The sequence below is a fragment of the Psychromonas sp. L1A2 genome (genome assembly GCF_009828855.1).
Classification (GTDB): domain Bacteria; phylum Pseudomonadota; class Gammaproteobacteria; order Enterobacterales; family Psychromonadaceae; genus Psychromonas.
Map to the genome: position 1 here is coordinate 1,590,731 of NZ_WUAG01000002.1, position 26,343 is coordinate 1,617,073.

Consider the following 26,343-nt stretch of genomic DNA (forward strand, 5'->3'; position numbering starts at 1 on the left):
AAACACCTTAGATTCGAGTAAGTATCTATTTAACCTATTTTCCCTTCTATTTTCAGTCCAGAATCCATTAGCCGATCCATGGACTGAACTTTGCATCTTATAGGGTAACAGGTATATAATCGCGCGCATCTTTTGAACGAGTTTTAAACAATCACCCTATAACAGGAGTATGCATGAAAGTTGGTATTATTATGGGCTCAAAGTCTGACTGGCCGACCATGGAACACGCAGCAAATATGCTAGATTCTTTTGGTATTGAATATGAAACTCGCGTTGTTTCTGCACACCGTACTCCACAACTATTAGCAGATTACGCTTCTAGCGCTGCTGCACGAGGCATTAAAGTCATTATTGCTGGTGCAGGCGGTGCAGCACATTTACCAGGTATGGCGGCTGCTTTTACTAGTTTGCCTGTATTAGGTGTACCGGTTCAATCTAAAGCACTAAAAGGTATCGACTCTTTATTATCAATTTGCCAAATGCCTAAAGGTGTTGCCGTAGGAACGCTTGCTATCGGTGAAGCGGGTGCTGCAAATGCAGGTTTATTAGCGACACAAATTCTAGCTTGTCAGCAACCAGAGCTACTCGCAAAAGTTGATGCATTCCGTCAGAAACAAACAGAAACCGTTTTAGCTAACCCAGATCCTGCGATTTAATATGAATATTCTAGTATTAGGTGCAGGGCAACTTGCACGTATGATGAGCTTAGAAGCTGCGCCATTAAATTTAAATGTACGCGCTTATGATGTTGGTTCAAAACAAGTTGTTCATCCTCTGACATTGCATTTGTTTGAGCAAACACTTGAAGAAGCTATCGCGTTAGTGGATGTGATCACTTGTGAATTTGAGCATATCCCTGATGACGTACTCGCACTTTGCTGTGCTAGCGGTAAGTTTTTCCCAGGTAAAGCAGCGATTAAAGCGGGTGGTGACCGCAGTATTGAAAAAGCATTGCTTGATAAAACAGGTGTGCCTTCAGCTCCTTACAAACTGATCACCGAAAAACAGCAACTTATTGATTCGGTTTCATTGCTAGGCTTACCTTTAGTCATTAAGACCTGCCAAGCCGGTTATGATGGAAAAGGACAATGGCGCTTAAAATCATTAGATCAACTTGATGAAATTTGGTCAGAAATGGCAGAATTTATTGCAGCTGGCACAGAAGCCTTTCCGCATACTATTATTGCAGAGAAAATGATTCCTTTTAACCGTGAAGTTTCGGTGATTGGGGCTCGTGATAAAGCAGGTAATATTGCGATATATCCGGTCACAGAGAATCAGCATACCGATGGTGTTTTAACCTTATCATTAGCCATTGAAATGGATATTAACATTCAACAACAAGCTGTTGATGCCTTTAATAAACTATCGACAACGATGGACTACGTAGGTGTATTAGCCATTGAGTTCTTTGATGTAGATGGCAAGTTAATGGTCAATGAGATTGCACCACGAGTGCATAACTCAGGCCACTGGACACAGCAAGGCACCGCTTGTAGCCAATTTGAGAACCATATGCGTGCGGTTGCGGGTTTGCCGTTAGGCGATACTCGATTGCAAAAAGTCAGTGCGATGATCAATGTATTAGGTCAAGCATCCATTAGCCAAAAAGTACTTAGTATTAGTGATGTTAAAAGTCATTGGTACGGTAAAGAACAACGAGCTGGCCGTAAGATGGGACATATTAATGTTTCAGCAGAAACCAATGCCGTATTAGCTAATAAGTTATTACAACTGGCTGAAATCTTACCTGAACAAGATTATCCAGGTATAAAAAGCACCGCACAGCGATTATTAGAAAGTTAATAAAACCTGATTGGCCGCCTAGAGTACCAATAAAACAAGCCGAGTTTAATACTCGGCTTTTTATTATCTTTTTTATAGTGAAATGTTAATAACAGCGGTTATTGAATAATGCTCGCGATGACTTGATTGGATGGTTAGTCACTGATAGTAATAGCAATTACTCAACTTATACACTCTTACACTAACAAATAACTGATTAAATAAGCGTTAAAGCCACGATTTTTAATGGATGGTTATCATCAAATGAAGGGAAGTCTTGATGGCAGTCTAACCACTGTACATCACTCACTGTACGCCCTTGTTTTTCAACACAACGCACTAAACTAGCAAACCAAGCTTCTTTATCAACCTTCGCTACATTATTACAGCAAACAATCGTACCGCCTGTTTTGGTTGTTAGTACCGCAGGTTTGAATAAGCTTTGGTAGTCATTCACCAAATCAACCGTACCAAATGCACTTTTAGCAAAACGAGGAGGATCTAGAAATACTAAATCAAACTGTGACGCTGACATTTTTGGATAACTAGGTAGCTTTTTATTATTACGACTCGCCACTTTCAGTCCAGCTAACTGACGTAAAGCAGGAAAAGCATCACTTTGAATAAACTGACAGACCGACTCAACACCATTTAATTCTGCATTCTTTTGTCCTGCAGCTAATGCAAAAGATGAGAAATCAACATTAATCACACGTTTAGCACCGCCCACAGCAGCTGCGGTACCAATACCACAAGTATATGAAAACAGATTTAACACTGTTTTTTTATGACTATTCGCTTTCATAAACTCACGCCCAACACGCATATCTAAAAACAACAGAGGGTCTTGCCCTTCATGGCGTAATTTACTGGTAAATAACACCCCATTTTCAGACACCACTTGGTCACTTTGCGAAAAAGCTTCTGTGCTTTCATTTAATTCATTAATAATACGTGAATTTTTGTTTGATCTATCGTTATAAACAACGGGTAAATCGGCTACATTAATTAACACTTTCTTAATCAGCTCAAGTTCTTCCGCTGATAGCGTCTCATGAAAGGTTTGAATTAACCAAGCATCACCATAACGATCAATATTAAGGCCATTCACACCTTCCACTGTGCCATGAAACACACGAAAACAATTAGTCAGTGGAATATCAGATACAACAGCATTAAGGTTATTAATAAGATCGGCACGTTTGGCTAACGCAGTCGTTAACAGAGAAGTTATTGGCATAATCAAGAGACTCATAAAAGAGAAATAGCTATTCAGCAAAAATTAATGCCAGATAATGAAAACTTATAATATCAAACCCGATGCTTTAACAAAACAAAAACCAAGATTGCTATTAATAATCTCAACAGAATAACTGGGACTGACCGTGATAAATAAAGTCTATTTATGCCAAATACCTTACGTTAGATCACCACAACTCAATCACTACCTTTCTCGACCTTGATACCAGTCAATTCACGCTCATAAATTGCTATAAAAAAGACCTCTATGGATACCCTGAGGTCAGCAGACATGATAAATTAACCTTACTAAACTTATTGAATTTGGAGCTCACATGGATCAGTACGCTGTTTTTGGCAATCCTATCAAACATAGTAAATCGCCTTTTATTCACACTTTATTTGCCAATCAAACACAGCAACAGATGTCTTACGGTATTGTTGAAGCACCTGTTGATGGTTTTACAGAAGCAGTCCAAGCCTTTTTTAATAGCGATGCAAAAGGGTGTAATATTACCGCGCCCTTTAAAGAAGAAGCTTTTCAGTTTGCACAATCTTTAACTGACCGTGCACGTTTAGCGGGCGCAGTTAATACGTTAAAGAAAACCGATGATGGTTTAATTATTGGTGATAATACCGATGGTGCCGGACTAGTTTTAGACTTAAAAAATAATCATGTAAACCTAACCGATGCACGTATTTTATTATTAGGAGCTGGTGGTGCAGCACGTGGTGTATGCAGCTCCCTACTCGCAGAAAATCCTGCTCAATTAACTATTGCGAACCGTACTTTTGAAAAGGCCGAAAGATTAGCTTCTATTTTCAAGGAGCTAGGTAATATTAATGCCACTGAATTTAACGATTTATCAGGTCCCTTTGACCTTATCATTAATTCAACTTCTGCAGGTTTACACGGTAGCCTTCCAAGTATATCAACATCATTAATTACACCAGAAACTGCAATCTATGACATGACTTACAATGCTGAAGTGACTGCATTCAATGCTTGGGCAAAAGAAAACGGTGCAAGGTTAACAATTGATGGTTTAGGCATGTTAGTTGGCCAAGCTGCTGAAAGTTTTGCTATTTGGCGCGGTGTAAAACCAGGTGCAAAACAAGTATTAAGTGAATTACGTCATAACCTAGCCGGTTAGTTTTTATAGAGAACTTAATATGAATCAAGCCATCATCTTTTCAGATAATGAACAATACAACACGATCTCACAACAAGTAGAGTTTCAAGCGCAAAATAAAGGCGTATTAATTAGCTGCGTTATCTCACTAAGCCACTTACAACAGCTTAATGAGCAAGCAGAGATAACTTCTGAACAGCGTATTAATATCGAAACAACAGCACTGACTTTATTTGATAATGCTCGTTTTGATATTGAGGACCTTGCTGAAGAGATGATTAATCAACAAACGTTCGGTGAAGATGGAAAAATCTATCTACACAATACTTAATCTATATCTCAATGAGGAATGAATATCATGCAAAGCCACCGCATTAATGAAATTTTAGAATTAATTAAACCTTACTGGTTAAAAAACCAAGAATTGAGTTTATTAGAAGTATTACAATTAATCTCGACAGAGTCTGGATTTGACAAACCGATGACAGAGTTAACTGATGAAGTGATAATTTATCATTTAAAAATGGATCAAACTGCAGAAGGGGAAATGATCCCAGGTATTGCCAAGGATTGTGAAGATGACTTCGAAACGGCACTGCTAAAAGCGCGCGGTTTATTATAGTTGCTAATAAAAATTGCATAATAAGGACAATTGGTTCCTGTAAATAAAAAGAGACTGTAATAAAAACGGTGTTACTCCCTTATTATGCGAATCGAGGTAATCTATAATTTAAAGTGAGATATTTTATCTTTTAAGTTTAAAGATACCTGTGCAAGCTCTTCAGAAGTAACAGAGACCTTAGTAGAAGACTCAACGTTACTTTCTGTAAGGTCATGGATTAAGTTACTATTTATTGAAAGCTCTTTAGATGTGCTCGATTGCTCTGCTGCAGCTATAGCTATCTGCTCGCTCATCCCATTTACTTCTTCGATAGCTAATTGAATCTCTTCAACTCTCGTCGTTGAGTCGATAGCCGTTTGATGGCTTGCTTCTCCATAGACTGAACATTGTTGCATTGAGTTAACAGCACTTACAGTTCCTTGCGAAAAAGTACTGATAATACCTTCGATTTCAATAGTAGAAGATTGAGTACGTTGAGCCAAATTTCTTACTTCATCTGCAACAACAGCAAACCCGCGCCCCTGTTCACCAGCTCGAGCGGCTTCAATTGCAGCATTTAATGCCAATAAATTTGTTTGATCTGCAATGCTTTTAATGACATCCAACACCGAACTAATATTAGCACTGTGTAGCTCCAATTCTTTTACGTCTGCGCTTGTTTTTGCTAAGCTATCAGTTAATTGAGAAATAGATTCCATAGACTTTAAAGTACTTTCTTTACTATCCGATGCTTTCACTGTGATATTAATCGTCGTATCTTGTGTATTTTTAGTATGGCTAGCGACTTCTTCAGAGGTTGCCTCCATTTCTGTAACCGCTGTTGCAACAAGTGCAATTTGCTCTGCCTGCTCATTAATGTTTGCAGAAACTTTCGCGCTAACCTCGGCTAGGTGAATGCTCATTTCAAGTATCTCTGTTGCACTAGAGTCAACCGCTCCAATTATATGACTTAAATCAGACCTCATTGTTTCAACACCAAATTCAACACTCAACGTAGAAGCAGCAGGTTTTTTTAGATTACCATTCGCGATATCTTTAATATCTTGTTTAAGTTCTTTAAGGTCTTTATTTAAAATAAAAGTAATATATTTTGTAATAACAATAATAAGAATTAAAATAAGCACAGAAACCGCTACACCAAAGGATAAGATACTCTCCTCTTCTAATTTAAGCTGGTGAACATTTTCTTCTGTTAGCGCTTCTATATCTGCCAATACACCTGTTATCAAATGTTCAATTTCTAAACTTTCATTATGAACTTCTTCAGATTGAGTAATTGCTAAATTAAACTTTTCTTGTTTAAGTAAATCAAAAACATCAGCAGCATGAATAGTCCAATTTTTATGCAAGCTTTGTAATTCTTTAATTTCACTTTCAATTGTTATAAACGTTTTTTTATTATGGCTATCCTCCATTAAAGCAATGGACTGAGTTAGTAAATTGTGAGCCTCGGTTAGTTCTTTTGATATTTTGATAGAGAGTGAATTAAACTCTTCCTTTGACTTATCAAACCCATTAACCGCATTCGCATTTATCTCAAACTGTAATGAAAAGCTAAATATTTTTTCGTATTGTATTTCTTGCATCAATTGATGCTCTGTTGTCATGGTAATTACTTTGGTAAGCGGAATGAGATCTGCTTCTATTTGCTCTATATGACCACCCATTGTATTAATCTTGTTATTACTTACGACCCCATATACCAACTGTATAACAATCATTATTATTGAATAAGTAATGATCATTTTAATTATCGACATTTTTTTCATTTCATTCCCTTAAAATATAGCCATGAATAAATAAAAATTATTAAAAACGATCAATATATTTAACATTCCGTTAAACGCATTAATCAAAAAAATGACACTTCTTAATTCATATGAAAAGTTAAAAAGTACTTAGAATTAATAATTCCAACAGAGTGTAGACAGTTTTAAAAATGTATTTAAAAGTAAAGTCATTAACTTACCGTTTTAACGTGTAAGTCACTTAATGGCTGGCACAAAATGATGTTTACTAAATGCTTCAGTTAAAAATATTGATGGTTATAAGCCACTTTTTTGTAAAAGATTACTGGTATTGTAAAATTTCAAATGTGAATATATGTATCAATATTCTTAAATATAAAAATGAAAGATGGAGTAATTAATATGTTAGAGAACTATAAAAAAATGGATGTTAATATGCTGTTGAGTATTGTTAATATGAAATTAAGAAATGAAAGTCAAACACTCGAGGACCTATGTGTAACCTATGAAATTGAAAAGCCATTGCTATTAGAAAGGCTTGAAAAGCATGATTTTGTTTATGATGATGATCACCATCAGTTTAAGCAGCGCTCTACACAATAAGTATCATAGGTAACGTTTATTCCTCAATAATTAAAACATGATGTTATAGCGATAACATCATGTTACTGAGTTACCTATAACGATACGGGTAACCTAACCAAGCTCCTTTAGCTAAATGCTTTTTATGCCGCTTATGTTTCGCTTCACTCAATCGCTTTATCTTTAAACTGCTATAACAAAACACTGCAATAAATAACCCACTAAACAACATGATAATCGTCGGTGCGGGCGCACTATCAATAAAGAAACTAATGTAAATACCTAAGAAAGAACAACTACAGGCAATTAACACACTAATAATTAACATTTTATAGAAACTTCTAGTCACTAAAAATGCAATGGCACCAGGTGTAATTAACATAGTGATCACTAAAATCATACCCACCGCTTTTAACGAAAATACAATAGTAATAGATAAAATAGACAATAAAGCATAATGTAAAAAACGCACAGATAACCCCATAACTTGCGCATGTTGCTTATCAAAAACAAAAAGTAATAAGTCTTTTCCTTTTATAAATAAGAAAAAGCAGACAACTAAACTAACAAGAGCAACTTCACCTATCCCTTGCCAGCTACTGCCTAGTAAATCCCCAAAAAGAATTTGATCGAGGTGTACATCAGTTTCTATTTTGGTCATTAATAACAAACCTAATGCAAACATCGATGAAAATACAATTCCCATAACCGTATCCTCTTTGAGACGGCTATGCTCTTTAATATAACCAGTACATACAGCGCAACTAATGCCTGCGACAAACGCACCAACAGCAAAAGGAATCGCTAAAACATAAGCGATTACGATACCTGGCAATACAGAATGAGAAATAGCATCTCCCATTAATGACCATCCTTTTAAGACTAAAAAACAAGAGAGCAAAGCCGTTGGAACAGCCAATAACAACACCATCACAAATGCTTGTTGCATGAACTCAAATGTAAAAGGAGATACAAGAGATTCAAATAGAGCCTGCATGAGCAACCTCCCTTTTATTTTTTTGGTTTAAATGGGTTGAATGGATCGAAGACTTCACCGTTGGCTGAGCTGTTGATTTATTGGTTAATTGCGAGGCGCCCTGAGTCACTGGCTTTTGCTTCTTTCTGTTACTTATTAAGCCGTATTTAGGTGCAAAAAAGAAACTGATCACAAAAATAAGCGTTTGAAATAAAACAATAACTCCGCCTGTCGCACCATCAATAAAATAACTTAAATAAGCACCAATCAAGGACGTCAATGTGCCGATAGCAATGCTAATAAAAATAATATTACTAAATTTATCACTTAATAAATAAGCGGTTGCTCCAGGAATAACCACCATCGCTATCACTAAAAATGCGCCCACTGTTTGTAATGCAGCCACGGTAGATGCACTCAATAAAGTAAAAAAAATAATTTTTAAGCCCGTAGCATTCAAACCAATACTTCTAGCATGCTGCTCATCAAAAAATAACACCATAAAATCACGCCATTTTAGGGTTAATACAATCAGCGTAATAAAGCTAATTAATAAGAGCTGTAACGTATCGTAAGGGGAGATTGCGAGAATATTACCTAGCACTATCGTTTGAATATTGACCGATGTAGGACTCAATGAAACCATGAACAAACCAAGTCCGAAAAAAGAAGTGAAAATGATACCAATAATCGCATCTTCTTTAAGTTTTGAGCGTTGATTTAAAAATAACATGACCGTTGCTGCTAAGCCTCCAGAAAAAAAAGCCCCAACAGCAAAAGGTAATCCCAACATATAAGCCCCTGCGACCCCCGGTACTATCGAATGAGAGAGTGCATCGCCAATTAACGACCAACCTTTCAACATTAAATAAACGGACAGAAAAGCACAAACGCCCCCTACCAAAGCACTTACAAATATTGCATTAACCATATATTGATAACTAAAAGGTTCTAATAAATAATCAAACATAACACCCTCTACTTTGATTGGTTAATTACGGTATTCGTATGTTGCTCACCATATAAAACAACGGGCCGTTCATCATCACTGATCACTGTCACTTGACGTTTATCATCATCATTATGTAAAAGGTCGCCTGCGAGAACGAAATGACGTAGTGCCCCACCAAAGGCTTTTTCTATATTTTTAGGTGTAAATACTTTCGCTGTTTGCCCTTCATCTAAAATAGTTCGGTTAATGAAAACAGTTCGATCACAAAGCTCAGGAATACTGCCTAAATTATGTGTCGAGACTAAAATGATTTTCCCCTCTTCACGAAGTGCTTTTAATAGCACCATTATTTGTTCTTCGGTTTTTACATCGACCCCTGTAAACGGTTCATCTAATAAAATAACTTTACTTTGTTGGGCTAATGCTCGGGCTAAAAAAATACGTTTCTTTTGACCACCTGATAATTCGCCAATTTGGCGTTTACGGTAACCTTGCATATCAACACGTAACAAAGCTTGCTCAACCAATTCCTGATCTTTTTTGGTACTCATACGCAGCATATTCATGTGCCCATAACGGCCCATCATCACAACATCTTCAACCAAGATAGGAAAATCCCAATCAATCTTTTCTGTTTGTGGCACGTAAGCGACGACATTTTTTTTCAACGCTTGTTTAACCGTTAGCCCTAATATATTAACCGAGCCTGTTTTCAAGCTCACTAACCCCATGATTGATTTAAAGACGGTTGATTTACCGCTGCCGTTAACACCGACTAACGCCGTAATTGAGCCTTCCGGTAAACTAAAAGTCGTATCATGGATGGCAGTGAAACCATTACGGTAAGTCACACTGATATTATCGACTTTAATATGGTCTATTTCGGCATAGTTGGTATTCATATTCTTCCCGTCAACTTTACTTATTATCATTACTGACTAATCCCCTTTGCAATATGACTCAAGGTTGTTGTAAGTAGGTCAATATAAGTCGGTACCGGGCCATCCGCTTTGCTTAATGAATCAACATAAAGGACACCCGCATAATTAGCACCGGTTTCTCTGGCGACTTGCAAGGCAGGTTTAGCTGAAACGGTGCTTTCACTAAAGACTGCGGTTATATGATGCGATCGTACAAGGTCTATTACTTTTTTAACTTGTTGAGGAGTGCCCTGAGAATCAGAGTTCATCGGCCAAAGGTATAACTCTTTTAAATTGTAATCCCGTGTTAGGTAACTAAAAGCCCCTTCACTAGTCACTAACCAGCGTTTATCTTCAGGAACGGCTGCAATGGCAGCTTTAAAAGGAGCCACTGCATCTATTATTTCTTGGCTGTATTGTTTCGCATTTTTATTATACGTTTCACTATGCGGAGGATCGTATTTAACTAAGGCTGCTCGAATATTTTCAACGTAGATCAATGCATTAGGAGCAGACATCCAAGCATGTGGATTAGGCTTTCCAGCATAAGTCCCTTGTGTGATCCCCATTGGCTGAATATTGTTAGTCACAACAACTTTAGACACGTCTTTTAAATTATTAAAAAACTTATCAAACCAAAGCTCTAAGTTAAGTCCATTATAAATAATCAAGTCTGCACCTTGAGCGCGACGTAAATCGCCAGGCGTTGCTTGATAATTATGAATTTCAGCATTTGCTTTGGTAATTGACTCAACAATAGCGGCATCACCAACTACATTTTTAACCATATCTGCAATAACTGTAAAAGTAGTAATGACTTTAAATTTTTCATCATTCGCTGCAAAACTACTCTGTGATTGAAATGTCATTATAAAAATAAATAATAAAGGTCTAAGCATTCTGCTCTGATTCCACATGAAACTAAGGTGAAATTAACAATAGCAGTGCTTAAACATTATCGCAAATGATATTCATTATCGTTAAAGGTTTGTTGTGAGTTTAGATCTAAAAAGCTGAAATCGAAGTGGCTCATTAATATCATTAAGCCTTTTATTGAACAAAAGCTTTACACTATTCTGTTATTACCGATTGATTGTTTTAACCTAAAAAAATACACTTCTATTTCTTTAAACAATAAGTGAACTAAAAAATGAAAAAAATTGCTTTAATTCTACTAGGTGGCGCACTACTAGCTGGTTGCCAAACAACTAGCTCAGACCTTACTACAACAGCTAATTCAGCAGTAACTTCTGCGACTAACACTGCAACAAGTACAGCGACAGCTGCGACTAGTAGCGCAACTAGCTCAGTAACAAGCTTAACAAGTGGTCTTCTTGATACAAACTTCCCAAGCCTAAGTTGTTCTGCAATCAAACAAACATTTGTTGATTATGAAGCACAAGTAGCAAGCCTTGAAAGTGGTTCTGGTTTACTAGCAACAGCTGGTGTAAGTACAGCAAGTGCAAAAGCAAAACTAGATAGTGCTTACGACACAGCAAAAGAAACAGCAACGCCTGTTATGAGTGCTAAAGGCTGTAGCGAAACGCTATAGGCTTAGACATCAAATCAAGCTTCGCTTCACTGCGAAGCTTTTTGTTAAAAATAATAATCACTTCAATACCCATAAACATAGTATCTAGCTCCATTCGTCATAAAGTATTTAACTTAAACTTCATTTTCTATATCAAAAAATACTTAACCTTCATTAAAATACTCCATTTTTAAAGTTACATATCCGTAACAAAATTAACTGTTTGGACTCATTTATATGATTAAAACCAAATGAACTAATAATCATTACTATTCATGTTAAGTTATTTACCTTAAAGCAGTAATTTCAACGCATTTTTTGTTTTCTCTGTAGCATTTATTAGCCCATAATTACTTTATAATCCCAGTATTATTAATGGCAGGTGTTAGACAATGACCCAAAGAATTAAAATCAAAGAAATTAAAAGTACTCATAAAAACAGCGCTGATCGCTTTAACCCAAGTAATCGAATTTATGTACGTGCTGTTTATGGTTTCTTTCAAAAAATTACGTAAATTTACTGGATGGGGATTAATTTTATTCTTTATTGCTATGCCAATGATTCGTTGGGATGGCCATCAAGCAGTTCTCTTTGATGTCGATAAGCAACAATTCCAATTATTTGATATGTTATTTTTCCCACAAGATTTAACTTTAGTCGCCTGGGTCTTTATTATAGCCGCCTTTGCCTTATTCTTTTTTACCACCTATTTAGGACGAGTTTGGTGTGGTTATACTTGTCCACAAACAGTCTGGACCTTTATTTTTATCTGGTTTGAAGAACGTTTTGAAGGAACAGCGAATAAACGCAAACGACTTGATGAAATGCCTTGGGACTTTAATAAAGTATGGCGAAAAACAGCTAAGCACACAGGTTGGTTAGCCGTTTCATTGTTAACAGGTTTAGCATTTTGCTCTTATTTTGTACCCGTTGAAAAACTCTATACAGACTTTTTCACTGGTCAAAGTAGTATGCTCGTTTTAATCATGATTTTTATCTTCACATTTTCAACCTATGCAAATGCAGGATGGATGCGCTCTATTTTCTGTGTACATATGTGTCCTTATTCACGTTTCCAATCTGCTATGTTCGATAAAAATACATACAGCGTTGGCTACGATGCAACACGTGGAGAAAAACGTGGTCCTCGATCTCGCAAGATTGACCGTAGTGAAACGGGCTTAGGTGATTGTGTAGACTGCGATTTATGTGTGCAAGTTTGCCCTACCGGCATTGATATTCGAGATGGATTACAATACGAATGCATTAACTGTGGTGCTTGTATTGATGCTTGTGATCAAACCATGGATAAAATGGGTTACCCTCGAGGATTAATTTCTTATACCTCTGAACAAGTATTAGAAGGCAAAGAAACGAAACTGATGAGACCCAAAATCATTGGTTATGGGTTAATGCTTTTGATCATGGTCGGGTTATTTATTGCCAACATAAGCACATTGACCAATGCAGAAATGGAGATTTTACGCGATAGAAATTCGCTCTATCGTGAAAATGTGGATGGTTTAATTGAAAATACTTATACGTTAAAAGTCATCAATAAAAGCACTGATGCACAAGTTTATAATATTACTTTTGCAGGAATAAAAGATGCAACTTTGATTGGTCCTAAGCAAATCACTATTCAATCTGGTGAGATTTTTACACAGCCTATTTCAATTGCTGTAGACCCGTATGATATTAAGGCTAAAAAAATAACCGTAACAATTAAACTAACAAATATAGAGAATAACGAAGTCATTGAACAAGATGCTTCTTTCTTTCTTGGACTTTAATTATGGGCTAAGCGGTATCAATAAATACTAGATTTGCTATCTTAGTTGATAAAGGCGCGCTAACACTTTAGCTGCGCCTTTTTTTATTGGAGAAATATAATGTCTAACGCAAACTTAACCTACCAAAAGCTCACTCCAGAATGCCAATTAGATGCTTTAGCAAGTATTGGTATTTACCCAGAAACAGGCTTATTAGCCTTAAATTCTTATGAAAACCGCGTTTATTCATTCACTGATGAAAATCAACACCGTTATGTAGTTAAGTTTTACCGTCCAGGACGCTGGAACGAGCAACAATTATTGGAAGATCATGCTTTTAGTGAACGTTTGCTAAATGCTGGTTTAAATCTTTCAACCCCCTTAGTTTTTGAAGATAAAACGCTGCATTCTTTCGCAGGGTATTATTTTTCACTCTTTAATAACCTATCAGCACGCTCTTTAGCCGTAGATGATATCGATAGCCTATATGATGTAGGCATTGCATTAGGAAAACTTCATAAGATAGGTGCAAAGCATCAATTTATTGAACGTCCCACTTTAAATGTCATCGAAAAAATTAATTTAGCTGCCAGCGACCTAATGAATTGTCAGCATATTCCTAACGCGATCAAAGCCCCTTTATTTGAAACCATTGATAAGATTAAATATAAAATTAGTAATGCTAAATTAAGTGCATTACCAATGATTGCAATACATGGGGATGCTCATGCAAGTAATATACTTTTAAAAGATGGTCAACCTTACTGGGTCGATTTTGATGATTGTAAAATGGGACCAGCAGTACAAGATGTCTGGATGTTATTGAATGGGGATAGACAGGAACAGCTATTACAATTATCAATGATTTTAGAAGGTTACCAAGAAGAATACGATTTCAATACAAATCAATTAGCCCATATAGAGAGCTTAAGAACGATGCGTATGATTGATTATGTGAGCTGGATCAACAAAAGATGGGAAGATCCGGCATTTTCTCGAAACTTTCCATGGTTTATAACTGACCAATATTGGAAAGAGTTGTTACAATCGCTACAACATCAGTTAGTATTATTAGATGAAGTTCCCCTTACACTTCAGCCTCAATATTAATTAACACCATAAAATGACAATAAAGGAACATATGATGAAAAAGGTTTTTGCTCTATTAGTTGGTTTAGTATTACTGCCATTAAGTGTTAATGCTGCAGACTTTAAAGAAGGTACTAACTACGAAGTTATTAAACAAACAGCAACAGAGAAACCAGAAGTTTTAGAGTTTTTCTCTTTTTACTGCCCACATTGCTTCAAGTTTGAACCACTAATGGAAAAACTAGCACAAGATCTACCTTCAGATGTAACAATTAAAAAGAGCCACGTTAACTTTTTAGGTGGCGCAATGGCTGATGAAGTAACAAAAGCTTATGCAGCTGCAGATTTATTAGATGTTAAAGAAGAAGTAACAAGTATTATATTTGACCGCATTCATACGCAGCGTAAAGCAATTAACAGTGAAAAAGATATTATCGATATCTTTGCTAAAGCAGGCGTTTCAGAGAAAGATGCAACTGCTGCATTAGCAAGTTTCCCTGTAAATGGTATGGCTTCACAAATGAAACGTAACACAGAAAACTTTAAAGTACGTGGCGTTCCAACACTGATTGTTAACGGTAAGTACAAAGTAAATACTGGATCAGTAAAAAGCGTTGAAGAGTTCACTGAGTTAGTGACTTTCTTAACTAAAAAAACGGACTAATACGTTTTTTAAACACCTCTATCTAAAATAAAAAGTCACTTTAGTGGCTTTTTTTATTTTTATGGCATAATAGCGCCGTCAAGAAGGGGAGATGACCGTTGAAAACGATGTTTAATAATGCAGCACAAATGAAAAGTGCTATTAAAGAACTGCATAACCACAAAGAATCTACGAAAGCACAAGTTGTTGCTATTAGTGGAATTGAAGGTAGTGGTAAACGCGAACTAACCGAAAAAATTGCAGCTGCATTAACCTTAGATGGTTTAAATGTCGCTGTTATTCATACCGATGACTGGGAAGCGAGCAAAAATGTTCGGTTCAATGTAATGAACAGCCCTGAAGAATATTACCTTAATGCTTATCGTTTTGATGAAATGTTTGAAGAGTTAGTTCTACCTTTAAAGCTATTTGGCAGTATTAAAACATCCGTTAATTTAGATGATGCCGAATGCCCTCGACAAGTAGATTATAACTTTGAGAACATAGATATCATTCTTATTGAAGGAGTGTACCTTTTACAAGAAGCTTATTTAGATCTATATGATTATAGCTGTTGGGTAAAAAGTAATTTTGGCACCGCATTAAAACGCTTACATGAACAAGTTAATATTGAAGAGTCACAAGAAGCCCTGGTTAATTTATTTGAATTACTCATTAAACCCGCTGGGCAATATCATCTTTATGCTGATGATCCCATCGGTAATAGCAAATCAATTTACCTAGAACAAGCAAGCGTGCCGAATGAGTAATCATGACGCATTCAATCAACAAAGTATTCATAGCGCTTATATGCACTTTGAGCGCAACCAATGGGCAAACTTACGAGACAATGTAAAACTAACCCTATCTGAAGACGATATAAGCCAATTACAAGGTATTAATGAGTCGTTATCGATGGAAGAAGTGGTTGATATCTATTTACCTCTTTCACGGTTATTAAACCTGTATGTAGAAGCACGGCAGTACCGCCATACCGTTCGTGATACTTTCCTTGATTCTGATAACGATAAAGTACCTTATATTATAGGTATTGCAGGTAGTGTGGCCGTAGGTAAAAGTACCTCAGCTCGTATACTACAAGCTTTGTTATCACGCTGGCCTGAGCATCCGAAAGTGGCTTTAGTCACCACAGATGGCTTTTTGCGCCCTAATAAAGACTTAGTTGCTCGTAATTTAATGCATAAAAAAGGCTTCCCTGAAAGCTTTGATACCAAAGCCTTAATTGAGTTTGTTTCAGCAATTAAATCTGGCCAAAAGCAAATCACAGCACCTATTTATTCTCACTTAACCTATGACATTATCCCTGACAAGTCATTACAATTTGAAAAGCCTGATATTGTTATTTTAGAAGGTTTAAATGTGTTACAAACAGCTGGACTAAACGATCCAGAACAGTCTCACCGTGTCTTTGTTTCTGATTTCGTTGATTTTTCTATTTTTGTTGATGCCGATACCGACTTACTGAAAACCTGGTATATCCAACGTTTTTTAAAGTTTAGAGAAGGCGCCTTTACCGATCCAAATGCTTACTTTCATAGTTATTCTAAAATGAGTAAGCGTGAAGCTATTGCTATCGCATCAAAGATTTGGGATGAAATAAATGGAATTAATTTAGAAGAGAATATTAGGCCAACACGTGACCGTGCTAATTTAATCTTGAAAAAATCGATTAATCACCAAGTCAGCCAAGTGAAGTTGCGGAAATAAATAAAAGCAGTTAAGTTTAGGCTTATAAAAATAGAAATAAAAAAGGCGCTGATAGCGCCTTTTAAAATTTCATCAAACCTACCTGATTAGCTTAAAGAATAATATCTTTTAAATCCGGGTCTTTACGGTCTAAGTAATGTGTAGAATGAATGCGACGTATTGTGCGTGACTTACCACGTACTAATAACGTTTCTGTTGTCGCTAGACGGCCGTTTACCGATACGCCTTCAACCAAATCACCTTTAGTGATACCGGTTGCAGAGAAGATAACATTATCATTCTTTACTAAGTCTTCAAGTTTTAATACTTTATTGACTTCAATGCCTGCAGCTTCACAACGTGCAACTTCTTCTTCACCAATACGAATATTATCTTCTGTCGGGCCTTTAACCATCGGACGAGGAATTAAACGAGCTTGCATGTTACCGTCTAAGGCACGCACAACAGCAGCTGATATAACGCCTTCTGGCGCTCCACCAATACAGTACAACACATCAACTTGATTTTCTGGCATACACGCGAGTACAGAGATAGCAACGTCACCATCTGGGATAGCAAATACACGAACGCCAATACCTTGCATGTCTTTAATAATACGATCGTGACGAGGTTTTGCTAGTGTCGCCACAGTCAATTCAGAAAGAGACTTACCTAAAGCCAATGCAATCGCTTTTAAGTTCTGTTCTAAAGAAAGCTCTAGATCGATAGCATCTTTTGCACCAGGGCCAACAATAAGTTTTTCCATGTACATATCAGGTGCGCGTAAGAAGCTACCTTTTTCACCAACGGCTAATACTGCGAGGGCATTTGACTGTCCCATCGCCGTCATGCGCGTACCTTCAATTGGGTCAACGGCGATATCAACCGCATCACCCGTACCAGTCCCAACATGCTCACCAATGTATAACATCGGTGCTTCATCGATTTCACCTTCACCAATAACGATCTCTCCATCGATATCAATTTGGTTGAAGATAAGGCGCATTGCTTCTACAGCAGCACCATCGGCAATATTCTTATCACCTCGACCTAACCATTTGTATCCAGCTAATGCTGCTGCTTCCGTTACTCGAGAAAATTCTATTGCTAATTCGCGTCTCATTTTATGAGCTCCCAGTTTTTTAAATCTAATTGAAACAAGTGTTATTGATGATAAACCCCATCAATAAACAAACCTTGTTTTTAAGTATCTTTATGAACGATATTTCTTACCGCTTGTTTTAGTTTCAACATTGCTTGTTCAATCAAGTCATCTGAAATATTCAAAGCAGGGGCGAAACGTAATACATTTGCACCTGCGACTAAGATCAATAAACCTTGTTGTGCTGACTCTAAAAAGAATATTTTGGCTTGATCTTTATATTGTTCGTTTAACACTGCGCCTAACAATAAACCTGCACCACGAATTTCTTTAAACACTGAAAATTCATCGTTAATCGCTTCTAGATGTTGACGTATTAGCTGTTCTTTATGTTTGACGCCTGACATCATATCTTTAGTGTTAATAAGGTCAAATGCCTTACCAGCAACAGCACATGCTAATGGGTTACCACCAAAAGTTGTACCGTGCGTACCTACTTTCAAGTGTTCAGCAAAACATGTTTTTGTTAACATCGCTGCAATAGGAAAACCTGCACCTAATGCTTTAGCTGAAGTGACGACATCAGGAATGACATTCAACCCCATATAAGCAAATAACTCACCGGTTCTGCCCATGCCTGTTTGTACTTCATCAAAAATCATTAAAGCATTGTGCTTATCACACAAAGCTCTAACACCTTGTGCAAATTCAGACGTGATCGGTAAAACACCACCTTCACCTTGTAAAGGCTCTAAAATAACAGCACAGGTTTTATCTGAAATAACCTTTTCAAGTTCACTCAAATCATTATATTCAAGATGTGTTATATCAGCAGGTTTAGGACCAAAACCATCTGAATAAGTAGATTGTCCACCAGCAGTAACGGTGAAAAAAGTACGGCCGTGAAAACCTTGGTAAAAAGCAATAATTTCTGTTTTCTCAATACCAAATTTATCGAATGCCACACGACGCGCTAATTTTAAAGCCGCTTCATTAGCTTCTGCACCAGAGTTAGCAAAAAAAACTTTTTCAGCAAAAGTATTATCCACTAGTTTTTTTGCCAACTTTAATGCGGGCTCATTAGTATAAATATTACTAACATGCCATAATTTTTGAGCTTGTTCCGTTAGCACTGTAATTAATTCAGGGTGGGCATGTCCTAAAGCATTAACCGCAATACCACCGGTTAAATCAATATATTCATTATCTTCTTGGTCCCACACTCGAGAGCCTTCACCGCGCACAGGGATCATGTCTAACGGGGCATAGTTTGGCACCATAATTTGATCAAATAACGGACGGGTGATGTGAGTGTCTGACATAAAGATATCCTCTGATAATTGGCAATGTTTATAAAAGATGGTTTATAAAAGCCTTAATATACGCACTTATTTTGACAATCCAATAGCTTGTCCAATAAAATTATTGAGCAGTATTAAACCTTGCTCCGATCGAATGCTTTCAGGATGAAATTGTACACCTTCTAATACCATTTCTTTATGACGAATAGCCATAATTTCCTGACTTTGTACCACTCTTGCTGAAACATCAAAACAAGCGGGTAAACTGGCTTCCTGCACCATTAAACTATGATAACGAGTGACATCTAATGGATTGTTTAACCCTTTAAAAACGCCATTGTTGTCATGTTCAATCAATGAATTTTTTCCATGCATCACTTTATCTGCACGTATTATATTTGCACCAAATACCTGAGCAATACTTTGATGACCTAAACACACACCTAAAATAGGAATTTTCCCAGCAAAACGTTCAATAGTTGCTAATGAAACGCCAGCTTCATTGGGGGTACAAGGCCCTGGTGATATAACAATATGGTCAGGATTTAGATCTGATATTTCTTGTAAATTGATTTGGTCATTACGCTTTATGATGACTTGTTGCTTTAGTTCACCAAAATACTGAACTAAGTTATAAGTAAAGGAGTCATAATTATCGATCATTAGAAGCATAATTTAGTTTCATCTCAAACATAAAGATCCATTTTAACATTAGTAACGTATGTAATCCTAATAACATTAAGGGATGCTCATGAGTAAAGCAGCTGATAGTAATAACCATGTTTTAATAACTGGCGCTTCTGGTTTAATTGGAAGTTCATTAGTGCCATTTTTACAGGCACAAGGCTATATCGTACACACATTGCAACGAACACCTGATCCTACGCTACCTTATTGGAATATAGAAAAACAACAAATACAGCTTAATGGGTGTCCAACTCCTAATATTATCATTCACTTAGCAGGCGAGAATATTGCTAAGTCTCGATGGACAATAAAATCAAAAGAAAAAATAACTAACAGCCGCATACAATCAACACAGCTTTTAGTCGACTACATTAACAACAGCAAAACGCCGCCAGCTCTATTTATCTGTGCTTCTGCTATTGGGTTTTATGGGGACAGAGGGCAACAACCAGTAGATGAAGGAACCTCAAAAGGCAAAGACTTTGTTAGCGAGTTAGCTGAAAAATGGGAGTTGACTTGCCAACAAGTGAGATCACCGAAAACTCGCATTGTTAATCTACGTACAGGTATTGTGTTAAATAAAACAGAAGGTGCATTAGCAAAAATGCTACCAGCCTTTAAAATGGGGCTTGGAGGGAGAATAGGCACTGGTAAACAAGTCATGAGCTGGATAGATTTAAAAGATGAATTAAATGCTATTTTATTTATTATTAAACAATCAAACCTGACTGGTCCTGTTAACTTAGTTTCACCACATCCAGTCAATAATAAAACCTTTTCCATTATACTGGCTAATATTTTAAAACGTCCTTGCATACTGCCATTACCAGAATCTATTATAAAATTCTTATTTGGACAAATGGGCAAAGAGTTATTACTTTCAAGTACAAATGTACGTCCTACAAAGTTATTAAAAGCGGGCTTTAAGTTTGAATACGAATTATTAGAAGATAGTTTAAAACATCAATTGAAGTAACACTTTAAATAGTTGTACGAAAAGAAATTCTATAGGTAGGTAAATAATTTCTGGTATTCCAGAAACAGGAAAGGGCAGCCGAAGCTGCCCTTAATTTAGTCTTTCTATCGAATCCGTGATAGTTGATGCTCCCTGCAGTACATCCTTTTGACTAAGCCAAACTAGGCGTCCACTTCCCAAATCCTTTGGGTTCATCCTTGTAACATCCGTATTAGATAAACATCTTGTTTACCCGTCATCTCCCTGTCCTTAGGAGGTGTCCTTCTTTTGCCATCCTGGCTTAATAACTACAATCCTAGTAGGTATTAAAAACTCCATCCTGGAGTGTCCTGATCATCCTTAATTATAAAACATCCTGTTTTATAAGCTCTCATCCTGAGAGGTCCAAATTGCCATCCTAGCAATACAAAGGTTCAAATTTTACATCCTGTAAATCAATCCCCGTTTGCGAGATAGATATTACGGTTTTTCTAAAATAAAAGGGTTAAAGAGAATATTTAATTACTGCCACATCTAACACGTAAAAACACAATTAATTAAAAAACAATCACTTATGGTTTTTTGTTACCTTATTTAATTAAATAACCTCGAATAAAAAGTACAATAACCTCTATTGGCTATGGTCAATGTCTCACAAGAATAAGCCAGAGAAAATCGATAAAATGCCTTAAAAAGTTAAAATAATCAGAAGGGAGTTTAAAACATCAATTGAAGTAACACTTTTAAATGATCGTGCGAAAAAAGTTTTATAGATAGGTAAGAGGTAAAACTAGGTAAATAATTTCTGGTATTCCAGAAACAGGAAAGGGCAGCCGAAGCTGCCCTTAATTTAGTCTTTCTATCGAATCCGTGATAGTTGATGCTCCCTGCAGTACATCCTTTTGACTAAGCCAAACTAGGCGTCCACTTCCCAAATCCTTTGGGTTCATCCTTGTAACATCCATATTAGATAAACATCTTGTTTATCCGTCATCTCCCTGTCCTTAGGAGGTGTCCTTCTTTTGCCATCCTGGCTTAATAACTACAATCCTAGTAGGTACTAAAAACTCCATCCTAGAGTGTCCTGATCATCCTTAATTATAAAACATCCTGTTTTATAAGCTCTCATCCTGAGAGGTCCAAATTGCCATCCTAGCAATACAAAGGTTCAAATTTTACATCCTGTAAATCAATCCCCGTTTGCAAGATAGATATTACGGTCTTTCTAAAATAAAAGGGGTAAAGATAATATTTAATGACTGACTCTCATCGCACGAAAAAAAACAATTAAATTAAAAACAATAGCTTATGTGTTTTTATTTTTTTTTAAATTAAATAACCTCGAATAAAAAGTACGATAACCTCTATTATCTATGGTCAATGTCTCACAAGAGTAAACCATAGAAAATGGGTCAATGACTTCAAAAACTTGATTATCGTTAAAATACAGATTAAAAAATAATTTGATCTGCTTTAAAAACTGTTATTACCTGCCATTTTAAAAAGCAGTAAGTAAGTAAATAGATATTTTTATAAAGAAGTCTATAAAAGGAGTGAAGATAAATTGTATTTCTAAATATGAGCTTAGTTCCTCTACTATTTTTATATTAACTATTTTATAAATTCATCCCATTACAATTTCAGCCCGAGTAACAAAAGTAACCACGCTACCTAGAAAAGCAACATAAGTACAAATTGATTTATTAAAGCGGTATTGAGCTTCTAATACGTAAAGTAATTATAAATGTTTTTTAGTTTTATTTAGTAAAAATAAGCATAAAAAAACCACATTAAAGTGGTTTAATTAAAAGGGATAATAGCTTATTAATAAGTTACTTATTTACCAATACAGAAGCTTGAGAAGATACGCCCTAATAAGTCATCAGATGTAAATTCACCGGTTATCTCACTTAAGTGTTGCTGTGTTAAACGCAACTCTTCTGCCAGTAATTCACCTGCTTGATACTCTTCGAGTTGTACTTTACCTTCAAGTAAATGTTTTTCAGCCTGATCAATCGCTTCTAAATGACGACGTCTTGCCATAAAGCCGCCTTCAGTATTACCTTGATAGCCCATTATATCTTTAAGGTGTTGTTTTAAATCATCAACACCTAAACCTGTTTTTGCTGATATTCGATAAACAGGATGATTTTCATGTTCAGTCATTGATAACACTTCACCTGTTAAATCAGCTTTATTACGCACAACGGTTAAACCTACGCCTTTAGGTAACTTTTCAATAAAGTCAGGCCAAATATCACGAGGATCTTCAGCATCAGTTGTTGTTGCATCTAGCATAAATAAGATGCGGTCTGCATTTTGAATTTCAGTCCAAGCACGTTCAATACCAATACGTTCGACTTCATCTGCACCTTCACGTAAACCAGCAGTATCAATAATATGCAATGGCATACCATCAATGTGAATGTGTTCACGCATCACATCTCGGGTTGTGCCCGCAATATCCGTTACAATCGCACTTTCTTTACCCACTAAGGTATTCAATAGACTTGATTTACCTGCATTAGGGCGTCCAGCAATCACCACTTTCATACCATCTCGTAAAATAGCACCTTGTTTGGCTTGTTCTTTTACAGCACTCAGGTTATCGATAATCTGATAGAGGTCTTTTGCTATTTTTCCATCGCTTAAAAAGTCCACTTCTTCTTCAGGGAAGTCAATTGACGCTTCAACATAAATACGTAAATAGATAAGGCTTTCAACTAAATCATTTACTTTATTCGAAAACTCACCCTGTAACGAATTTAAAGCGCTTTTTGCTGCTTGTTCTGAGCTAGCTTCAATTAAGTCAGAAATAGCCTCTGCTTGCGCTAAATCTAGCTTATCATTCATAAATGCACGTTCAGAGAATTCACCAGGGTTGGCACTACGAAGGTTTTTAATGGTTAAAATAGCTTTGATCAGCATATCCATTACAACTGGACCACCATGTCCTTGAAGCTCTAATACATCTTCACCTGTAAATGAATTAGGCCCTTTAAATAATATCGCAATGCCTTGGTCTAACACTTCGTTATTTTGGTCATGAAAAGGGAGGTATTCTGCATAACGTACTTTAGGTAACTTACCTAAAACAATCTGTGCAACCGCTTCTGCATCAGGCCCAGAAACACGCACAATGCCAACGCCACCACGGCCAGGTGCAGTTGCTTGTGCAACAATTGTATCAGTCGCTTTTATCATGTTCTGTTCCTAAAAAATGAAGCCAATAAAAAAGGCGACTATTATAGTCGCCTTTTATCAATTACTAAATAATATAATTATTTATAGCGCTTTATATAAAAAGCTAAACAGTTAAATTATTTCTTATGTCCTAAACCTTGTTTTTCAAACTGACGGTAAATAACAGTTTGCTGAACTAATGTTACGATATTACTCATTAACCAGTAAAGTACTAGACCTGCAGGGAACCACAAGAAGAAGAAAGTAAAGACAACAGGCATAAACTTCATAATTTTCTGCTGCATCGGGTCTTGAACCGTAGCAGGAGACATTTTTTGAATGAAGAACATACTCACACCCATCAAGATAGGTAAAATGTAGAACGGGTCTTGTACTGATAAATCTTGGATCCAGAACATAAATGGTGCGTGACGCAGTTCAACCGCTTCCATTAATGACCAGTATAAAGCAATGAATATTGGCATCTGTAATAAGATAGGGAAACAACCACCTAATGGGTTAACTTTCTCTTCTTTGTACATTTCCATCATCGCTTTTGATACTTTCTGACGATCTTCGCCATATTTTTCACGTAAAGCTTGAATCTTAGGCTGTAATAAACGCATTTTAGCCATTGACGTATATTGTGCTTTTGTCAGTGGGTATAAAAGGCCTTTAACAGTGAAAGTAATTAAGATGATTGCAACACCCCAGTTACCAACAATACCTTGGAAGAATAACAATAATTTAAACAATGGTTGTGCAAGCCACCATAACCAACCGTAATCTACAGTTAAGTCTAAGTTCTCACCAACTTGTGCCATTTCTTCTTGTAATTTAGGACCAATCCAAAGGTTTGTAGCAAACTTTTCAGTGCTATTAGGTGCAATTGTTTTAATCGGCGATTTAAAGCCAATCGTTGCATCCGTATTTTGAATTATTTTACTATATAGCACATTAGTATCTGTTGATGATGGAATCCAAGCTGACACAAAGTAATGCTGTAACATTGCAACCCAACCGCCTTCCGTTGTTTTGTTTAGTCCGCGTTCGCGCATATCATCATAGCTGTATTTACTATATTTAGTATCCGATGTTGAGAAAGCACCACCGCGATATACAGGCATCATTAAATTTGTTGAGTGATCTTGTAATGACTCTTTTAACTGACCATACAATTGTACGTTAATATCAGCATCCGATTTATTTTCAATCGTGTAATCAACATTAACATTAAAATCGCCACGTTTTAGCGTGAAGGTTTTAGTGAATACATTACCTTGCTGATCAACATAACGTAATGCTGTAGAAACAGATTCTTGACCTTCAGAAATAATACTTTCAGTATTTTTAACGCTATAGAAAGGGCGACCTTTTGGATTTGCATCCGGGCCTTGTTTACCAATTAAACCGCTTTGTGCGATATAGGTAAAGCCGTTGCCATTTTCTAATAAACGGAATGGAACACCAGAATCAAGTTGCTCATCATGCTCAATTAAATCAGCAACAATGACATCACCACCCACTAAGGTAATCTCTAAGCGTAATTGATCGTTAGCTAATACTGCGATTGCGCTAGTAGATGCTTGTGTTGGTACTTGAGCAGAAGAAGATGAAACACTATCTTCTGATGAAGTTGGTACATCAGCACTATGATTACTAGTCGATGGAACTGATGATTTTGTCGTACTTTGTTCAGTCGTTTGCGCTGTAGCAGCTGGCTGAGGTGCTTGCTCAACAACCCATGCTTGATATAGCAAGAAGCTAACAAACAAAAGTGCGAGGAAAAGTAAATTGCGTTGTGATTCCATAACGTATTTTATCTCTAAGGTTTAGGTTTATTTTTAGTTGCGCAACAAGGAGGTACAGGATCATATCCTCCTTCATTAAAAGGATGGCACTTTACAAGACGACAGCCCGCTAGCCAACATCCCTTAATCATACCATGACTCTTAATTGCTTCTATCGCATAATGTGAACAACTTGGCGTAAAACGACAACGAGGTCCAAGAATGGGACTAATAACTAGCTGATAACCACGAATGAATTTAATGGCTACCCATTGCAGCGCTGCACTAATTTTCGCCATAACTTATCCAATACTTTATGAAGTTCTTGATTTGATAAATCAGCAATACCAGCTTTAGCAACGACTACGATATCGATGTTTGGAAGCTCATGTTGTTGAAGGCGGAAATGATCTCTTACAATGCGACGAATACGATTACGTCCTACAGCATGTTTAATGTGCTTTTTAGGAATAGCCATACCAATACGGGGGTGTTCAAAAGTATTTTTTCTAGCAAGAAGAGTTAGGTGTGGAGATACTGCTGGAATAGCATTTTTAAATACAGGTTGAAAATCATCGGGAGTTAACAAACGTAACTCCCGAGAAAACGAATAATTCACCACGTC

25 protein-coding genes and 1 pseudogene are annotated in these 26,343 nt (G+C 36.5%); 13 read left to right on the forward strand and 13 right to left on the reverse strand.

Annotated elements, in window-relative coordinates; translation table 11 throughout:
* Positions 1-173: 173 nt before the first annotated feature.
* Both purE and GQR59_RS17295 read left to right on the forward strand, forming a co-directional pair.
* Positions 174-656 (forward strand): 5-(carboxyamino)imidazole ribonucleotide mutase, encoded by a 483-nt coding sequence (gene purE, locus GQR59_RS17290; RefSeq protein ID WP_137297731.1) that lies wholly within the window; start codon positions 174-176, stop codon positions 654-656.
* Between the two features lies 1 nt (position 657).
* Complete coding sequence (locus GQR59_RS17295) at positions 658-1,806, forward strand: 5-(carboxyamino)imidazole ribonucleotide synthase (RefSeq protein WP_160064756.1); 1,149 nt, start codon at positions 658-660, stop codon at positions 1,804-1,806.
* Between the two features lie 196 nt (positions 1,807-2,002).
* Here the strand turns inward: GQR59_RS17295 and GQR59_RS17300 are convergent, their stop codons facing one another.
* Positions 2,003-3,025 (reverse strand): class I SAM-dependent rRNA methyltransferase, encoded by a 1,023-nt coding sequence (locus GQR59_RS17300; RefSeq protein WP_160064758.1) that lies wholly within the window; start codon positions 3,023-3,025, stop codon positions 2,003-2,005.
* Positions 3,026-3,359: 334 nt separating this feature from the next.
* On the opposite strand from GQR59_RS17300, the gene aroE reads away from it, so the two are divergent.
* The 3 genes from aroE to GQR59_RS17315 are packed head-to-tail and all read left to right on the forward strand — an operon-like array spanning position 3,360 to position 4,779.
* Positions 3,360-4,178 (forward strand): shikimate dehydrogenase, encoded by an 819-nt coding sequence (gene aroE, locus GQR59_RS17305; RefSeq protein ID WP_160064760.1) that lies wholly within the window; start codon positions 3,360-3,362, stop codon positions 4,176-4,178.
* A 19-nt stretch (positions 4,179-4,197) separates the two neighbouring features.
* Positions 4,198-4,488: a DUF1488 domain-containing protein gene (locus GQR59_RS17310; RefSeq protein ID WP_160064762.1), complete on the forward strand. Its 291-nt coding sequence runs from the start codon at positions 4,198-4,200 to the stop codon at positions 4,486-4,488.
* Between the two features lie 27 nt (positions 4,489-4,515).
* The gene (locus GQR59_RS17315; RefSeq protein WP_160064764.1) at positions 4,516-4,779 is read left to right on the forward strand and encodes a YihD family protein; all 264 of its coding nucleotides are present in this window, start codon (positions 4,516-4,518) and stop codon (positions 4,777-4,779) included.
* Between the two features lie 101 nt (positions 4,780-4,880).
* On the opposite strand, the gene GQR59_RS17320 is transcribed toward GQR59_RS17315, so the two are convergent.
* Positions 4,881-6,548, reverse strand: a complete 1,668-nt coding sequence (locus tag GQR59_RS17320) for a methyl-accepting chemotaxis protein (RefSeq protein ID WP_160064766.1) — start codon at positions 6,546-6,548, stop codon at positions 4,881-4,883.
* Positions 6,549-6,929: 381 nt separating this feature from the next.
* On the opposite strand from GQR59_RS17320, the gene GQR59_RS17325 reads away from it, so the two are divergent.
* Positions 6,930-7,130 carry a DUF4250 domain-containing protein gene (locus GQR59_RS17325; RefSeq protein ID WP_160064768.1) on the forward strand — a complete coding sequence of 67 codons (201 nt, stop codon included), beginning with the start codon at positions 6,930-6,932 and terminating at the stop codon, positions 7,128-7,130.
* A gap of 70 nt (positions 7,131-7,200) precedes the next feature.
* Here GQR59_RS17325 and GQR59_RS17330 read toward each other — a convergent pair whose 3' ends face one another.
* The 4 genes from GQR59_RS17330 to GQR59_RS17345 are packed head-to-tail and all read right to left on the reverse strand — an operon-like array spanning position 7,201 to position 10,856.
* Entirely contained in the window at positions 7,201-8,106 is a 906-nt protein-coding gene (locus tag GQR59_RS17330) for a metal ABC transporter permease (protein WP_160064770.1), read from the reverse strand.
* Positions 8,090-9,055 (reverse strand): metal ABC transporter permease, encoded by a 966-nt coding sequence (locus GQR59_RS17335; RefSeq protein ID WP_160064772.1) that lies wholly within the window; start codon positions 9,053-9,055, stop codon positions 8,090-8,092. The genes GQR59_RS17330 and GQR59_RS17335 overlap by 17 nt, the downstream gene beginning before the upstream one ends.
* An 8-nt stretch (positions 9,056-9,063) precedes the next feature.
* Positions 9,064-9,969, reverse strand: a complete 906-nt coding sequence (locus GQR59_RS17340; RefSeq protein WP_328600626.1) for a manganese/iron ABC transporter ATP-binding protein — start codon at positions 9,967-9,969, stop codon at positions 9,064-9,066.
* Complete coding sequence (locus tag GQR59_RS17345) at positions 9,969-10,856, reverse strand: metal ABC transporter substrate-binding protein (RefSeq protein WP_442966202.1); 888 nt, start codon at positions 10,854-10,856, stop codon at positions 9,969-9,971. Before GQR59_RS17345 ends, GQR59_RS17340 begins: the two co-directional genes overlap by 1 nt.
* 251 nt (positions 10,857-11,107) lie before the next feature.
* On the opposite strand from GQR59_RS17345, the gene GQR59_RS17350 reads away from it, so the two are divergent.
* From GQR59_RS17350 to coaA, 6 genes and pseudogenes are all read left to right on the forward strand, one after another.
* Positions 11,108-11,509, forward strand: coding sequence for a hypothetical protein (locus GQR59_RS17350; protein WP_160064776.1), 402 nt, complete (start codon positions 11,108-11,110; stop codon positions 11,507-11,509).
* Between the two features lie 371 nt (positions 11,510-11,880).
* Positions 11,881-13,282, forward strand: a pseudogene (ccoG, locus tag GQR59_RS17355) (cytochrome c oxidase accessory protein CcoG).
* A 99-nt stretch (positions 13,283-13,381) separates the two neighbouring features.
* Positions 13,382-14,371, forward strand: coding sequence for a serine/threonine protein kinase (locus tag GQR59_RS17360; RefSeq protein WP_160064778.1), 990 nt, complete (start codon positions 13,382-13,384; stop codon positions 14,369-14,371).
* Between the two features lie 34 nt (positions 14,372-14,405).
* Positions 14,406-15,014, forward strand: a complete 609-nt coding sequence (locus GQR59_RS17365; RefSeq protein ID WP_160065292.1) for a thiol:disulfide interchange protein DsbA/DsbL — start codon at positions 14,406-14,408, stop codon at positions 15,012-15,014.
* Between the two features lie 107 nt (positions 15,015-15,121).
* Positions 15,122-15,763: a uridine kinase family protein gene (locus GQR59_RS17370; protein WP_236546828.1), complete on the forward strand. Its 642-nt coding sequence runs from the start codon at positions 15,122-15,124 to the stop codon at positions 15,761-15,763.
* Positions 15,756-16,721, forward strand: coding sequence for a type I pantothenate kinase (gene coaA / locus GQR59_RS17375; RefSeq protein ID WP_160064782.1), 966 nt, complete (start codon positions 15,756-15,758; stop codon positions 16,719-16,721). The genes GQR59_RS17370 and coaA overlap by 8 nt, the downstream gene beginning before the upstream one ends.
* Before the next feature lie 91 nt (positions 16,722-16,812).
* Here the strand turns inward: coaA and glpX are convergent, their stop codons facing one another.
* The 3 genes from glpX to GQR59_RS17390 all read right to left on the reverse strand — a co-directional run bounded on the left by glpX (position 16,813) and on the right by GQR59_RS17390 (position 19,775).
* Positions 16,813-17,823 (reverse strand): class II fructose-bisphosphatase, encoded by a 1,011-nt coding sequence (gene glpX / locus GQR59_RS17380; RefSeq protein ID WP_160064784.1) that lies wholly within the window; start codon positions 17,821-17,823, stop codon positions 16,813-16,815.
* Between the two features lie 80 nt (positions 17,824-17,903).
* Positions 17,904-19,124 carry an aspartate aminotransferase family protein gene (locus GQR59_RS17385; protein WP_160064786.1) on the reverse strand — a complete coding sequence of 407 codons (1,221 nt, stop codon included), beginning with the start codon at positions 19,122-19,124 and terminating at the stop codon, positions 17,904-17,906.
* Positions 19,125-19,190: 66 nt separating this feature from the next.
* The gene (locus GQR59_RS17390; protein WP_160064788.1) at positions 19,191-19,775 is read right to left on the reverse strand and encodes an anthranilate synthase component II; all 585 of its coding nucleotides are present in this window, start codon (positions 19,773-19,775) and stop codon (positions 19,191-19,193) included.
* A gap of 79 nt (positions 19,776-19,854) precedes the next feature.
* On the opposite strand from GQR59_RS17390, the gene GQR59_RS17395 reads away from it, so the two are divergent.
* Positions 19,855-20,766 carry a TIGR01777 family oxidoreductase gene (locus GQR59_RS17395; RefSeq protein ID WP_160064790.1) on the forward strand — a complete coding sequence of 304 codons (912 nt, stop codon included), beginning with the start codon at positions 19,855-19,857 and terminating at the stop codon, positions 20,764-20,766.
* A 1,815-nt stretch (positions 20,767-22,581) separates the two neighbouring features.
* Here the strand turns inward: GQR59_RS17395 and mnmE are convergent.
* The 4 genes from mnmE to rnpA all read right to left on the reverse strand — a co-directional run bounded on the left by mnmE (position 22,582) and on the right by rnpA (position 26,340).
* The gene (gene mnmE / locus GQR59_RS17400) at positions 22,582-23,949 is read right to left on the reverse strand and encodes a tRNA uridine-5-carboxymethylaminomethyl(34) synthesis GTPase MnmE (RefSeq protein WP_160064792.1); all 1,368 of its coding nucleotides are present in this window, start codon (positions 23,947-23,949) and stop codon (positions 22,582-22,584) included.
* Between the two features lie 116 nt (positions 23,950-24,065).
* Positions 24,066-25,739 carry a membrane protein insertase YidC gene (gene yidC / locus GQR59_RS17405; protein ID WP_160064794.1) on the reverse strand — a complete coding sequence of 558 codons (1,674 nt, stop codon included), beginning with the start codon at positions 25,737-25,739 and terminating at the stop codon, positions 24,066-24,068.
* A gap of 14 nt (positions 25,740-25,753) precedes the next feature.
* Entirely contained in the window at positions 25,754-26,017 is a 264-nt protein-coding gene (gene yidD, locus GQR59_RS17410; RefSeq protein ID WP_137297710.1) for a membrane protein insertion efficiency factor YidD, read from the reverse strand.
* A complete protein-coding gene (gene rnpA / locus GQR59_RS17415; RefSeq protein WP_137297709.1) occupies positions 25,984-26,340 on the reverse strand; it encodes a ribonuclease P protein component in 357 nt (118 codons plus the stop codon). Before rnpA ends, yidD begins: the two co-directional genes overlap by 34 nt.
* Between the last annotated feature and the right edge of the window lie 3 nt (positions 26,341-26,343).